We start from the raw sequence: 16063 nt of genomic DNA, 5'->3' as shown, positions 1-16063 counted from the left end.
GGTGGCGCGGCGAACGCTGGTGTGGCCGCTGGTGGCGCGGCGAACGGTGGCGCGGCGAACGCTGGTGTGGTCGCTGGTGGCGCGGCGAGCGGTGGCGCGGCGAACGCTGGTGTGGTCGCTGGTGGCGCGGCGAGCGGTGGTGTTACGAACGGTGGTGCGGACGGTGGCGCGGCGCAGAGCTTCGCGGGCCAGGGCGTAACGAATGGGGCCGCCGGCGACAGTGCCATTGGCCGGCCGGGCGGCGGTCTCGATGGTCATTCCCTCGGCGGCTCTGACGAGGGTGCCGGCCGCTCGTCGGCTGGCATCTCGGCCGAGACAACGGTTGGTGGCCAATCAGGTGGGTTCGCGGAGGGTTACGGCGCTCGCGCCGCCGGTGAGCAGATCACCGGTGGCCAGCCGGCGACCGGAGCCCCCGAGGCCGATGCCGCTGACGGCGCTTCCCGAGGTGGTACGGGGTCGGAACGGGTCGACGGTGGTCCGGCGTCGGTCGGCGGCCCGGCGTCGACGGGCGGCCCGGCGTCGACGGGTGGTGCAGCGTCGACGGGTGGTGCAGCGTCGATGGGTGGCCCGGCGTCACCGGTGGGGGACGCGGGCGGTGCCCGGGGGGATGGGCAGCAGCGAGCCGCGGGGGAGGCGCGCCAAGCGCTCGATGGCGGCGCCGCCCGATCGGGGCCTCCGGCCACGGTGCTCGGGGGTGCGGGTTCGGGCGCAGCCGACCGGGCGACCACGGAGTCGGGCAGCTCATCCGACGTGCGGACCGTCTCGGACCCCGGTAGGCAGCAGGCGCCGGGACTCACCGCCGACCGGTCGGACGGCGAACACCCGGCCCTGGCGCGGTCCGCTGAGGCGTCGCTGGGCAGGAGCGATACCCGCAGCGGCGGAATGGAACGCCTGCTGACGTCGTCGACCCAGGAGGTGTCGCGTGTGGTGGCGAACACCCAGGCCGCGTTCGACAGCGCGCAGGACGCGATCATTGGCGCGCTTCAGGCGTCGCCGCCGGATCGTGCCACGGAGGTGGCGGCTGCCCGCGACGCCGTCCAGACGGTCCAGCAGTCACTGACGCACCTGGCGGAGTCGCTGCCGAGCCTGTCCAAGCAGCAGGCGAGGGCCGACACCGCGAGGGTGCTGGCCGCCTACGACACCGCGTCCCAACAGGTCCGCACTGTCACCGGCGTCGCGCACCTGCCCTCGGTCGACACGCTTGTCGACATGACCCGTCCGGAGGTGGTGGGCGGAGACCGGTCGGCGGCGGCCCACGAGCCGGCCCACGAGCCGGCCGGCGTGGCTCCGGTCGGGCAGGGGTCGGACGGGGTCGCCGCGGAACGGGGTGACGTCGATCGGAGGTTGTGGTCGGCGGTGGGCCAGTTGCCGGCCTGGGACAGGGCGGCGGACTGCGCCGATCGGGTCGCGGGGGTGCTGCGCCAGGTTGGTGCGCCGATCGTGGGCGAGGTGGATGGTCCACGAGCCCGGGATGTGGTCGCCCAGTCGCTGGGAGGTTGGTTCGGGCCGCCGGGAAGTGTCGGCCGGCTGGCGGGTCTGTCCGTTGGTGCGATGACGCCTGTGTGGTTGCCGCCGGCGGGTAACGGCGAGGTGCCGGCGCACATGGCACTGGTGTGGCGTGCTTCCGAGTCACGGTTCGTGTTGGTGGAGACGCAGGGGGCCGTCTCGCCGGACGGGTCCGACGGTCGGTTCGTCGACTTCGAGTTGGATCGCCCGCCGGGGGCGCTACGGGCCGCGGTGCGGTTGGTGTCCGACGCCGACGACGTGTTGCGGCAGGTGGACCTGGCCAGCGGCGCGGTGCTGGCCGGCGGTGCCGAGTCGGGGCTGCCGACGTCGGGTGACCGGGTGGGGGAGGCCCTCCTCGATCGGGTGCCGCAAACCCACGAACCGGGCCTGATCGGCGGCGAACTCGAAGGCTACGTCCGCATCGGAGCCCCGGTGCGGCCTGCGACAGTCGCTCAACAGGAGGTGTGGCTGGGCGAGACCGTCGCCACGGTGCACTCCCTCGGTCTACAGGTCAAGGGCGAGACCAAATCCCCGGTGTACGGCCGCCACTCGGACCGCTGGTACCCGTCTCTCGCTCATCTCCGAGCGCTGGAGGGGCGGCACTACCGGGGTCACCGACAGGAGCTGTGGCTCGCCGCCGAGGTGGTGTACGCGCCCGGTGCTGCGGTGCCGGGGGAGGAGGGAACCGTCCCCTTCACCGTGACGCAGTATCACGGCCTCGGGAAGGCGCTCATGCGGTGGCTGCAGGACGCGGGACGCATCGGCTTGACGATGGCCGATGCCCTGCAACCGTCCACGGACTGGCATCGGGAAGTTCTCGATGACTGGCGCAACCAGGTCCCGCCGGAGAGCCGCGACTACGCCGACGCGTTGTACGAGGCGCTCCAGACGCCGGACAACGTCCACGTCGAGCAGGGCATGGCCGGTCAGACGCTCTTTCATCCGGACGTCCATGCGCAGAACATCCATCTGCAGCTCTCCTCGGGCGGTTCCCTGGCGGCGCTTCCCACCTTGATGAATTCCGCGCAGTGGGAAGGCGCAGGGCTCGGCGTCGCCACAGCTGGCATGGTCGCGGACGCGGTGGGGGTCGCCGACCGGTTTGCCAGGCGTCTGATGGTCGACTTCATCCGCTCCCTGGCCCCTGGGCAGCCCCTCTCCCCGGCCGACATCGAGGACCTCCTGCAGTTCGAGGAGCCGGCACAGCTGCACGGAGCCCTCGTCCAGATCCTGACGAACGCCACAGGCGAGGTGGTCGGTCAGATCGCCGGGGCCAATATCAGCAAGAACTCGGTGCTCCTGCTAAGCCGACAGGACATGATCCACTACGGCGCGAACCTGCTACCGGCGGTAAGCGACTACGTCAGCCGCAACATCCTGGACATCACCAACGGAATCGAGAACGCGTACCGGCAGGAGCTGCACGGCATCGGTGGTCACCCTGCCGAACAGCAGGGACTGTCGTGGATTGATGCCCTGTACCGGGTCACCGACACGGACCGGTGGTATTCGGTGCGACAGCTGATCCAGGAGGGGCTCACCGGCGTGCCGGTGGTGAACATCAGCCAGAATGATCTCTTCGGAAAGCTGACCACCTTCCCCCCACACCTGTCGCCCGACGGCACACGCGCGATCTTCGTGCTGGAGAAGCGCCACAACCGCGCGCACCAGGACGCCACACCTGGAATCCAGTACGACTCGTTCGCCACGCTCGACCGCACCGATGACTTCGTCGCCGACACACTGGCCGTGACGAACGAGGCGCATGAGGTGGCGGAGCGTGCCCGGGCCCGCTCCGAACAGTGGCAACCCACGGAGGCCGCGCCGTTCGGTGGCGTCCAGGCGGCGGCGCAGGCGTACGGTGCAGCGCACGGCCACCTCACGCCGGTCCCGAACTCGCTGCTCAACATGGACGATCAGGGCAAGTACTGGCAGCCCACCGCGCAGGGCTGGGACCTGGTCGTGGATCCGGATCTGGGCGGCTTCGCCAACGATCCCCGGGTGTACACGGTGACGAGTGTGCAGACGAACCCCGTCGTCGGGGTGGACCATCTGGTGCCGGCGACGGTCGACGGCGTGCGGCGCGCCGCGCAGGATGTTCTGGACCACCTCGACGGGTTGACCGGTCCGATCGAGTCGGCGTTGCGGGAGGCGCTGACCGACCAGACCGGCACGGCGGAGGGCGCGGCCCGGACCGAGCAGGTGGAGACCGCCAGGGCGGTCCTCGACGCGGCCCGGCAGTCGCTCGCCGGAGTGGTGAGCTCGGACCAAAGCCGGTCGGGGCCGGCACGCGAGCACTTCCGCGACGCGCTGCTCCAGGTGGACCACGCCCGCTACGAGGTGAACCGGGCGACCGGCGTGGAGACCGTGCCGACGGTGGAACGCCTGCGGGAGGCGCCGACCGAACCAGGTGGCCCGGACGTGACCCCGCCCTCGTCCGGCCCGCTGCCGACGTACACCGTGGGTATGGCCCGCGTCGACGACGCCGCGCAGCTGGTGGCGGCGCTGCCGGGCAACGGGCAGGACATCGTGCAGGCGTTCCTGTCGCTGCGGGACGAGCGGGTCGATGACATCAGGGCCGCTCTGCAACAGCCTGGCTCGTCGGCTGCCTTCGCAGCCGTGACCGCGTTCGACACGAGACTCACCGCTCTGGAGGCGGGCATGACCGGCATGCCCGAGCAGACGCTGAGGGCTGGCCTTGTCGACCTGGTGCGCGACTATCGGGTCGCCCATGGCCAGTTGCTGGCGCTGACCGATGACCAGAGCCTGCTCCCGCCGATCGAGGCGATGCTGCTGTCGTCGACCTCGGACGACGACGACACGTCGACGGGCAAGGGGAAGGGCAAGGCGTCGTCGAACACCCGTGACGCCGGTGGCCAGGGCTCGTCGACGAGCCCTGGCGGTGACGCTGGGGGGCCGTCGGGTCGGGGCGGTGGTGGGGGCACGGACAGTCGGGGTGGTGGCGCTGGGGGATCCTCGGGTCGGGGCGGTGGTGGGGACACGGACAGCCGGGGCCCGGCTCGGGACGGCGACGACGGATCCACCCCTACCCCCCGTATTCCCGAGGTCGTCGCCGACCATCCCGAGGACGGCCGGCTCTACACAAATCCGGAGATCATCGCGGCGCTCCGGGAGACCGGGCAACTGCTGAGTGCGGTTCTCGATCCCGGGCAGCGGGACGCCCAGTGGCTCGCCGACAACGCCGACACCAAACTGCGGCAGCACCGCGACGAGGTGCGGGCGGCGACGCAGACCAGGAACGACCTGACGAACGCCGAGCAGGAGGTGCGGGACCGGCAGCGGCAGACCGATGCGGCGGAGCAGGCGCTACAGGCCAGTCAGGCTGGGGTGGCCGCGGCGGCGAAGGCGCTTGCGGACGCGACCGAGCAGCTCGCGCAGACCGAGCGGCAGCACGACGTCCTGCGGGAGACGCGTGCCGACGCGGAGCGGGCCAGGGCCGAGGCCGAAGCCGACAGAGCCGCCGCGAAAGCCGAGATCACCAGGCTTGAGGACGAGCGGGACACGGTGCAGGACCGGTTGGAGGAGGTCGACGAACAGCTCGGCAACCTCAGCCAGGAGCGCCTCGCGCGGCTCGCCCAGGATGAGCGTGCCGCCGGCCAACGGCGCCGCATCCACCTCATCGAGGAGCAGTCCACGCTCAACAATCGGCTGGAGGTGATCGCTCGGGAGGGTCGGCAACAGGGCGGCAGGGGCAGAGCAGCCGACGCCGCCCTGGCCAAGGCCAAGGCCACGATCACCGCGACGGACCAGGGCCTGGAATCGGTGACGGCGAGCCTGCGGAGGCAGCGCACCACCCTGGCCGGGGACGACGGCCCGCGGGCACGTCTGCACCGTGCCGAGGAGAAGCACGCCGAGAACAGGGACACCGCCGAGGCAGCCACGGCGAGCCGGGACGAGGCCGGGGCGGCACGGGATCTGCTGCGTACGGAGGCCGCGCGCCTGCCCTCCGAGAAGGACCTGGCGGACACCACGACCCGCCTGACCCAGGCGACCCGGGACGCCGGTCTGGCGCGGGACGCGGCCGTTGCGCGAGCCGATGATGCCCGACAGGCCCGCGACGAGTGGCAGGACATCGCCGACGGGCGCGATTCAGACCTGACGATCTTCGGCGATCGTGACTCGACCGAGGGCGAGCGCAGCTTCCTGAGCATCGGCGCCGAGGGCGTGATCACCGAGCAGGCCGCGGCTCGGATGCGGCAGCTGGCGATAGCTGCCGTCCGCCCCCTGGGGCACTGGACACAGGACGCGGAGATCCAGAGCGACATCGCCCGCCTGACGACACCGATGGCGCTCGTGGACGACCTGCCGTCCTCCACCGGGCGCAGTGGCGCCGTCCGGGTGGTCGGAAGCGGCCGCCACGCGGTGCGACTGACGTTCCACTCGACGCTCACCCGACACGACGAGCGGGACCTCAATCCGGCGTACCCGCCACCCGAGGTCACTCAGGGCGAGAAGCGGCGCTTCTCGGATGTCTCCTCCACCAGCAGCCACAGCAACATCAACTACCGGGACCTGCCGCTGCCCATCCAGGAGTTCCTGGGTATGGGGACAACCGGCCCGTTGCGGGTGCTCAGTGTGTCGGCGGTGCCCCGGCTGACCCACAACCGGCAGACCCGCACCGCTTTCGTCGAAACCGGCACGGGACCGGCGACCATCGAGCGACTGCGGGAGCCAGGACTGGCACACTTCTATACCTGGGAGATGAGGGTTACGGCGGAGCCGGCCGCCCGCCTCCCCCGGCTGGTGACGCCCCCGGGTCGGCCCACTCTCGACGATCCGGACGACCCCTGGCAGGAGGACCCTGAGGGCGACCTGGGGTCGGACACCGTACGCGAGCGGTTGGTGGTGTTCTTTCCGCAGCACCTCGCCGTACCGGACCCGCCGGCGGACACCACGGTGGCGGACGAGGTGGCTCTCGCCACGTACCCGATGTCACTGGACACGCTGCACGACCCGACGGACCTGCCGCTGCGCATCCTGCACGAGTTGCCCGGTCTCGTCGCGGAGGCGCGCGCCCAGAGGAGGGCCGCCGCCGGCGGCCGGGGCGCCGCGCGTGACGCGAGGGTCGTGCGCTCGCCCCGCCGGGGACGCCGCCTCGGTGCCCGGCGGCGGCACCGCCCGGGGACGCTCAACACGAGGTCGCAGAAGCACGTGTTCAGCTTCGCCGGGCACGGCAACATGCACAACGTCTTCCAGCGGGCGCGCGACGGAGGCGCGTACACCGACCCGATCCACGACGCGAACGGCAAACTGCTCGGCATCCTGCGCCTGTCGATGGAGCCGGTCAAGGACGACACCAGCCGCATCGTCACCCGGGCGAGTGAGAACTCGCTGGAGTTTCTGAGCGAGTCGCAGATGACCGAGCGCGGATCGGTCGTGCTGCGCAACGCCTTCGACCTGCCGGTCACCGGCGGCGTCACCCTGCTGACGGCACCTGACGAGGAGACCAGGATTCCGGGCACGTTCTGGTCGGGCGGTCCTGCGGTCACCCTCGGCCTGGGCACCGGTGTGACCATCGGCCACAACAGCGGGGCGGTCTCGTTCGTGGGCCGCGGGTTCCGGTCCGGCCGGGAACCCGACCCGAAACGACCAGGTCTGGCACCCGACCCCACGGCGACCAAGGCGATCCGACGTGGCATGGTCGCGGACGTCGGCATGCGGTGGAAGCTGGAACTGCTCACCGGTGGGAGAGAGCAGCACAGCTCGCCGCCCTCCCGCACGTGGACCGGAAGCTCCGCCGGCCGTGGCGCCCGGGTGCGATACCTGCCCTACACGCTCCGGGACGCGGACCAGGTGCGCCACCCGCCGCGGGGCGTCGTCGACGGTGACGGGCCGGGCATGGTGGTCTACAAGAACTTCACCGTCGCCCCCCAGGGGACCGCCGCCGATCCGCGACCGAACCTGGACCGGCAGGTGGAGGACTACCTGCGCGGCGAGGGGTATCTCCCGAAGACCGGTCCGGGAACCGGCCTGTTGGCCAAGAACCACAGGCGTCTGCTGGAGACCAGCTCCGGTGCGCACCGCGTCGGCATGATCGGTGCGCTGCGCGGCACCGGCCTCTGGGTGCCCTACGACAAGCTCACCGCCTCCGGGACGCACCGGAAATGGATCAAATACTACGTTCCCAGCGATCAGGACCCGGACGTACGGTACGAGGGTCTCACCGACGAGCTCGGCGCGAACATGACGATCGACTCGTTCTTCCGGCTGGACAGCTTCCGGTCGATGTTCCGGTCCAAACGCGCCGCTCTCGACGCCAACCTCAGCCTGCCGGTCCGCAAGTGGTTGAAGAGCCTGCTGCCCGGCTGGACGAACTCGGTGCTCAGCGGCACCGTGATCGGCAAGACCTGGGAGAACACCACGGCCATCGTGAACGGCCAGGTCCCTGGCCGGTCGGTGGTCCTGGACACCGAGCAGGACCAGGCGATGCACAAGTTCGTCCTCTCGACGAGCCTGCGCGCCGAGGCCTACGACGAGGGCCACGACACACCGGACGAGGAGTTCACACCGGGGCACCAACCCGTCTCCTACGAGGCGTGGGTGCCCGACATGCGGGTGCTGACCACAGCCTCGACCCGGCGTGAACCGATCAGTCACCGCGCCCCGACCGACTTCGACCGGGCCATGCTGCAGGCCGGTCCCAGCCTGCCGAACCTCGCGGGCATCGACGCCGTCCGGGGCAGCGCCGCGCTCGACGCGATGTTCGCGGAGCTCGCCACGAGGCAGTTCGCCCCACTCCTGGAACAGCTCAGCAGGCTTCCCGACCAGATCGTCGGGCGGTGGTCGAAGCTGTTCGGCAACAACCCCGGATGGCCGACCACCCTGTCCGCGCACACCCGCCGGGTCTTCACCAGCGAGGAGCGGCTGCTGGCGGTGATGGACGTGATCCTGCGCGGCGCGCACTCCTCCGAGCAGGCATTCGAGCCGGGCCTGCTCTCGGACGTGGAGGGCCGGCACGAGTTGCAGGCATATGTCCGGGATGTGCCCCGGTACGTGCCGCAGCCCCGCGACTACGAGCTCTATCTCGAGGACGGGATCCCGGTCACCGGCACCAGCGGGTTCACCCGGAGCCGGGAGGAGGCGCGGTACCACAGTGGTGGCGCCAACGTCGTGCACCCGCACGGCAATGCTCCGAGTGTCGCGTTCCTCGCGGCCGTGCGTACTCGCGTCAGCGAGACCAAGACGCTTGCGGGCACCGACTACCGGATCAACAACATCAGCGCCCGCACCTACACGATCATCATCCCGGTCACGATGGTCGGCACCTTCACCGGCGCCTCCCGCAACCTGGTGAACAGCCTCCGCTCACTCTTCGGCGGAGTGTGGGAGCCCGCGCTGCCGGCGACGGCGTCGGTCAGCGCGATCGACGTCGAGGACGGCATCCAGGTGCTGGTCAGCATCCTCGACATGGCGACCATCTGGCGGGATCTCGAACGGTCCTGGCCCGACGTCGCCGACTTCGCGGACGTGGATGGCAGGCCGGACGACTTCCGCCGGCCCGACGACTTCATCGCGGGTCTGCCCCCCGCGCTGCACGCCCAGGTCAAGGCCGCCCTCGACCTGTTGCCGCCCGAGCCCGGCGACGAGCCGGGCGCGGACGCCGTCTACCCACCACGACGGATCAGCCAGCGGCTGGGCCTGGGTGACACCTCGGTGCTGGACATCAGGCTTCCCGCCGGCCGTGAGTTGCTCCACCACACGCTGCGCAACGTCGGGGTGGACGCCGAAGGCTCCACCGCCCTGGGCTCCAACAGCTACTCGGCCGGGCTCTACGACTGGATCACCCTCCACGCGTCGAGCATCGTGACGCGCGGCGACATCCGCCGGTACTTCAGCTCCGGCCCGTCCCCGCACCCGGTGGTGGTGGCGCGGTTCGAACGCGCGATCACCCACCTGGGTGGCACCATGATCGTCGACTACAAACTGCTCGCCCGCCCGGACCCACTCCACGACGAGATGCGGCTGCACGGCCGGAGGCTCCCGCATCAGATCGACCTCTCCGCGACCGGCGCCGTTGACGAGAACGGTCGCCCCTTCGGTCCGGTACCCGCGCCGGAGTCGGACATGGAGATGCACGGGACCCACCTGACGTCCCGGGGCAAGGCGACGCAGCGGGTGACGTCGAAGGTCGGGCGCCTCTCCGGCCCCGTTCACACCAGGGCGCAGCGGAACGAACCGGTGCGACTGACCGGCGCGGCCCCGCAGATCGAGCTGTCTCGGCAGCGAGGCGAGGCCGACCTTGAACGTGACCGCCAGGAACCGCGGGTGATCACCAAATCCAAGGGTGGGCTGGCCCGCATGTACTACCCCTTCGAGATCAGCGTCGACGTGCAGGTGACGCCCCTGAAGGATTGGCTGATGGCGGCGGTGACCCCGACCGTCTTCTCCTGGGCGAAGTCGCTCTGGTCCAATCCGGACAGCGGCGCGGGCCGGCGGCCCTGGCTGAAGGCTGGCGCCGTACTGGAGTTCATGGCGGCCGACGGTTCCCCCCAGCCGCTGGTGCCGACCGGGCCGGGACGCCCGCCCGCGGCCACGGTGCTGCTCGGCGACCCGGCGGGGCGGGAGGTCCTGCACGGGACGCGGATCAACCCGACCCCCCGGACCAACGAGGTGGGCTCGTTCACCCTTGACGTGCTCCGGTCCTTCCGTCCCACCGAAGGGTTGGGACCGGAGTTCCGGGTGAGCTGGTTCAGCGACCTCCCCAAGCTGCAGGCTCTGGTGTTCGAGGTCCTACCCGGCGTGCACCAGCGGGAACTCGCCGATTTCGTGGACGGGGAGGTCGGCGGGGGCAATCTCTACTCGGTGCTCAAACACGGCGGAGTCGAACAGACCTTCCTGAGCGGAGACCTGGGTGTCGGTGTCGACGGAGCGTTGAGCATCAAGACGATCGCCGCGTCACCCTGGCGGCCTCCCGCCGACCAGCACGAGCCCGACCCGGACGACTCCGATTCGCCTGTCGACTTCACTCCTGGCCGTGACACCGTCACGGTGTTCGAGTACTTCCCGATCGTCGGCTCGGTCATGACCTCCACCAGTCAGGCCGAGCAACGCCTGACCGTGGCGCTGGCCCCGCTCGTCTCGCTGAACCAGGGAGACGGGGTACGGCCGGCACCCAGTCCCACGGTCAGGTCGCGCCAACTGGACTCCGGTGACCCGTCGGGCGACGGCGGCGGTGGCACCAGTTCTGCGGGTCGTCCGCAGTTCGGCGCGGCCCCGGGCAGCCAGAGCTTCATCAACTTCACCATCCTGGGTGTGTCGTTCATCGGCTCCGAGACCATCGGCGCAAGCACACAACTGCGCTGGTCGGACCGGCGAGGCCGGCGTTTCGCGCCGGCCAAGACCGGTTCCCACGAGGAGAAGCACCCGGTCGTACTGCGCCAACGCGACGTGCTGTTGGAGATCACCGGCAACACCTCGACGGTGCCGAGCGTCATCTGGGACGGCATCGTCGACACGGTCCGCCAGGCCAGCCGCAGCGTTGGCGACGCGGCCAAATGGGTCGAGGACCTGGCCGGCTTCGGCGGGTCCATCGACGCCCTCGCCGAGCGGCTGAGCCCGGGTTCCTCCGTCGGGAGCCAGACCACGCGGACCCGGCTGCTCGCCGCCACCGTGGAGACCCGGATACCGTACGTCCTGGTGGACCCCGGCGAGGGGGTCGACGCGGGCGTCTACCTGCCGGGCGCGGCCGACCGCGACACGCACGTAGCCGCCATCGAAGGGCTGCCGGCGCAGCCGGACGCGCCGATGGTGATCGGCCGCGGTATCACCGTGGACGGCACGAGCACCATCGGCGGTCGGACGGCCGCGCAGGTTCTGGACACGCTGGAAACGGCGGGCGTCTCCCGGAAGTCCCTCTTGATCGTGGTGGCCGGTACGGACCGGTCGTTCGTCGAGGAGCTGTCTCGCGGCTGGGTCGGTCCCGTGCTCGCGAACCGGCATGTCGTGATCGACAAGGACGGCCAAGCGCTCGGCTACACCGACGAGGACGTCCGCGATGGTCTGCGATCACTTCGAAACTGGGAGGAGTTCCGGGGCGGTCGGCTCCACGGGGAGCTCCCCTCGCACAACCTCACCGACGTGCTGAGCCGCCGAAACGGACCGGACGTCCGACCGCAAGCTCCGGTGCGCACGGAGTCGCAACCGGTGTCCCTGTCGGCGCCGTCGGCCAGCAGACCGCTACCGCCCGACCACCAGGAGTACGAGGGCGCGCGGATCGCCGGTGGTGTCGGGAAGCCCAGGGGTGTCCTGAAGGCCAGCGGCATCGGGAAGGCCGACGACAGCGGGAACGCCGGTGGCACGGCACGGCAGCGGAAGGTGCGCTGGGCCCAACCGGAGGATTCCAGCACGTCCGCCGGCCCCTCCGCCGGCCCCTCCGCCGGCCCCTCCGCCGGGCCGGCGGGGCGCGGCGACCTGGCCGGTGCGACGCCTGCCGACCGCAGCGGGTGGACAAGTGTCGGTCCGCCACGGGTGGCGAGCGAGGTGCTGACCAGGCACCCGTATCTGCGCGGGAACGGCACGGACGCCACCGTCTCGCGGACGAACTGCGTCTTCGCGTCGATCGTGACGGACCAGCGGCTACACACGCGAGGCCAGGGCACTTTCGTCGCCCCGGAGTCGGTGGAGACCGAGGTGGGCGTTCTGCCCTGGTACGCCGGGCGGCCGCTACGGGACGTCGCGGGCTTCGACACGATCACCGAGGCGGTGCGCAACGCGCCGGACCGCGCCACCGGCATCGTGGTCGTCAACGGCGCCGACGGCGAGGTGGCGCACGCGTTCAACGTGTTTCGCGACGACGACGGAGAGCCCACCTACTGGGACGAACAGACCGGCCAGCCCGCGACGGCGCCCCCGGATCCGTCCCGGATACGGTTCGTGGCCACCACCGAGGGCGTACCCGATCCGGCCGCGCCGCCGACCTTGCCACCGCCGCCGGCCTTGCCGTCAGCGGTGGACGCCGCCGTGGACCTGGCCGGGACGTCGGCCGAGGAAGAGACCGGCACGCCGGCCCAGGACCGGTGGCCGGCCGACGGGTTCGTCAACCATCCCGACGAGTTCCGGGCCGTCGGAGAAGACGTGCGCCGCCGCCTCGAGGTGGGGGACGATCCCATCCCGTACCGCACCCGTGGTGTGTTGCCCGGCCTCGCGCCCGGCGCGGACGCCGCGCTGACCCTGACCCTCGGTCTCGACCCGGCGGATCCGGCGCGCACGTCGGTCGACGGCGTCGCCGTGGCGGCGCGGCTGCGTCGGCCGGAGAACGTCACGATCGCGCCCGACGGCAGCGCCGTCACGATGCGGATCACCGACGACTCCTCGGACACCTGGACCGATCTGCGGGAGATCGTCCGCCACCTGCGCTCCACCGGCGTGCGGCAGGTGCGCGGTGGCATCGAGGCCGCTCTCGACCCCGCTGGCGACACATCGGGCCTGTCGACGCTCGTCGACGGGTACGCGGCGGAGGTGGGCGTGCTGCTGGCCGCGACTGGCGACCCCCACGCGCCACCCGGTGGCCTCCTGCTGAGGCCGGACGCGATCGTCGCGGAGATTCCCGCCGCGCGGCTGGACCTCGGCACCATCCAGGCGCAACTCGCCCTGGTGGCGGCGGTACGGGCCGTGGACCCCACCTCGATGACGGCAGCGCCGCGGCCCAGCGCCGTTGCCCGCCCGTCCGCCGCGCGCGCCCTGATCGACAAGGTCGGGACCGGTCCGGCGCACCGACGTGACCTGGCTCGGCTCTTCCACCTCAGCGGGCGGGTCGCCCCCAACGGCGAGACGCGGTCGGGGCCGACGGGCGTACCCGGGCAGGGGTCGCGGGCTCTGACCGGTGACGGGCTGCGTCGGTTGTTCGACGAGGTCGTCGCGGCGGGCCGTGTAGTCGATCCGGCCGGTCGGGTGACGGTGGCGGATTGTCTCGCGGTGGGGCAGGCGCTGGTGTCGCGGCTGTTTCCGGGTGGCCCCCTGGCGCACGCGGTCCGGGTGCCCCGAACGCGGGACGACTCGGATCTTGGCCGGCCGGCGGAGGCGTGGTTGGGGGATCGGCAGGACTGGGAGCGGTTCGACGGGTGGGACGGGTTGACGGCGCGTCTGGGCGCGGAGGGGCTCGGTGAGCGTTCGGTGGCGGTGGTGTTGGTGGAGCGGACGCGGTCGGGGTTCGGGCACGTGTACGCCGCGTATCACACGGCGGACGAGGGTGTGCTGTGGCTGAACCTGACCGATCCGGGTGCGGTGCCGCGGGTGGGCGCGCCGCAGGAGACGCCGGAGGAGCACGACGCGGATGTCCACGCTCGTGCGCTGGTGATCGGTCCGGACGGGGTGGTCCGCGGCGGCGGCACGTCCCGGCGATCGCTGGCCGAGGCCCTGGTGGACCCGGTCGCCAGTAGGGGGTATCGCGGCGGCGGGCTGGAGGGTGAACGCACCATGCCGATGGACTTCAACATCGACGCCATGGTGCGGGCGCGGTCGGGCAGCATTCTCGCCCGCGCCCGCGACGGCAGCTTCCACATCGAGGTGGAGACGAAGCAGCTGCACCACGCGGCCGAGGAGGCCGAGGACGGCGAGCCCCGCGGCTATGTGCTCCCCGACGATCCGGCCGCCGGCGACCCGGCGTGGATCGCCGTGCCCGAGCTGGTCACCGGAATCATCAGCAACCTTCCCGGCGAGCAGGGCCGGATCGAGGACACCGAGGACTTCTGGCGGCAGCTGCAGGAGCTGGAGGACCGGTTCGAGGCGGTCCAGGGGCCTGCGGGCCTGCCCACTGTCGCCCTGCCCGCGACTCTCGCCTCCGCCGAGGTGGTGGCCGAACCGGCGGCCAGCGGGACGATCGGTCCGCCACCGCGAGGTGACGAGGGTGGTTGGCACTGGCACATCTCGATGGGTACGCCGATCGAGCGCCTGTCGCGCTTCCTGGCGCACGTCGGGGAGCGCACCTGGCGCGACAGCTCTGTCACCTACGAGTCGGCTCCGCTCGGTCTGCTCGCCTATCGCACGAAGGAGAACCAGCAGGACGGGGTCGCCTTCGGTGATCGCGAGGCAGAGCACGTCCTGCGGTACTTCGCCGGTGCGGGTCAGGTGCCCAGCGCCCGGGTGCTCGACGCGATCAAGGGTGTGCTCGCGCTGGTGTACGCGCACACGGCCGGGGCCGCCGAATACCTGCTCGCCCCGATGAGCCTGACCAAGGCACACGTCGCCGCCCTGTCCCGGCCCGCGTTGGGCCTCTACGTCCGACAGTTGCCCTGGTGGGCGCGGCTCTATCTGAGCGATCAGGCGGACGCGATCCACAACCGCTTCGCCCAGTTCTACCTCGACCACAACAACGGCTACCTGGACGAGCTCGGAGCCGTGGCCGGCGCGGGGGTCGGTGTGCGGCTGTCGAGCCGTCAACAGCCCTGGACCGCGTCCCGCGCCGCACCACTGATGTCGCCGATGATGTACCTGCTCTCGGCGCTGCACGGGAAACTGGTCGACCAGCAGCACGTGTTCCCCGGGATGACGACGCACGACGAGCTGGACACGGCGGACGGCAGCCTGTCGGCCGAGCTCGGAGTGGTGGAGGTGCGGTCCTACGGGGCCCGCCGGGGCACTGTCGCGCAGGCCCGTGTGTGGTACCAGGAACTCGCCGGCCTGGCCCGCGACCTGTACCTGGAGGTGAAGGACCTACCACCGCTGCGGGACGTACCGCTGCCGGAGGCCGGGCCGACCACCACCGGGCAGGCGCGCCCGGTCACGGCACCGCTGTTCGAAGCCGTCAGCCGAGCCCTCGCCGACGACCTGCCGGGCGCGCTCGACGCGCTCGAGCCGGCCCGCCGACACCTGACGGTCAGACAGCGGGCCCAGTGGGCCAGGCAGCTGACGTCGCTGAACCACACTCGGGTCGTGGTGGGTGCCCCGGGTCCCGGAAACCCGTTGCTGACTCTCGCGGCCGAGATCTCGATGCCACTGATCAGCATCTGGCTGATCGCGCCCACCTGGGACACCGCGATGCGGGAGTGGCAACCGCTCAACGACATCCTCGCCGTCGACGGCGGCCGGGAGCTGGTCCCCTTCCTCCAGGAGAACCTCCTGCCGGACGAATTCGACGACCCGCCCTGGCGGACGGTCGGCGGTGGCGGCGAGGCCGCGCGTCAGGCCGCGGCCACCGTCATCGACCTCGCCAGTGCGGGCCTCGGGAATGAGGCGCTGGCGCTGCTCGCCGCCGACGGCGCCGAGGCCCGCCAGGACGCGTTTCGCGCTCTGGTGGCCAAGGCCGACCTGAATGAGTACGACAGGTTGCACCGACTCATCGAGGTGGCCGGCCCGCCCGCGGCCGACGTCGCGATGCTGACGGCCCTCGGTCGTGCCGCCGGTGACGACGTCGACGCGGCGGAGCTGATCATTCGGGACACGGTGGATCACCTCGACTCCACGTCCCGGAACTACTGGATCCGCCGGTTGAGCCACCAGGGCGAGCGCGGCGACATCGGTCGCCCCGAGGTGGACCGGCTGATCCTGCTCATCGCCGAGGCACCGGAGACACCGTGAACGACTCGGGGTCGCGTCTCGTTTG

2 protein-coding genes are annotated in these 16063 nt (G+C 71.3%); one reads left to right on the top strand and one right to left on the bottom strand.

All coding sequences use genetic code 11. The features are described 5' to 3' along the window. Nucleotides 1–258: hypothetical protein (locus AB0O48_RS16470; RefSeq protein WP_365066344.1), on the bottom strand; the 258-nt coding region annotated here is incomplete at its 3' end. Nucleotides 259–882: 624 nt separating this feature from the next. Here AB0O48_RS16470 and AB0O48_RS16465 point away from each other — a divergent pair. After that, entirely contained in the window at nt 883–16038 is a 15156-nt protein-coding gene (locus AB0O48_RS16465) for a toxin glutamine deamidase domain-containing protein (protein WP_365066341.1), read from the top strand. Nucleotides 16039–16063 lie beyond the last annotated feature (25 nt).

This window comes from Micromonospora sp. NPDC085948 (assembly GCF_040686315.1).
Classification (GTDB): Bacteria; Actinomycetota; Actinomycetes; order Mycobacteriales; family Micromonosporaceae; genus Micromonospora.
Note: the sequence above shows the minus strand (reverse complement) of the source record. Positions and strands in the feature narration are given on the sequence as shown.

What these genes read in the sequence shown, in the direction of transcription:
- AB0O48_RS16465 (WP_365066341.1), top strand. Translation starts at nt 883, where the DNA reads ATGGAACGCCTGCTGACGTCGTCGACCCAGGAGGTGTCGCGTGTGGTG.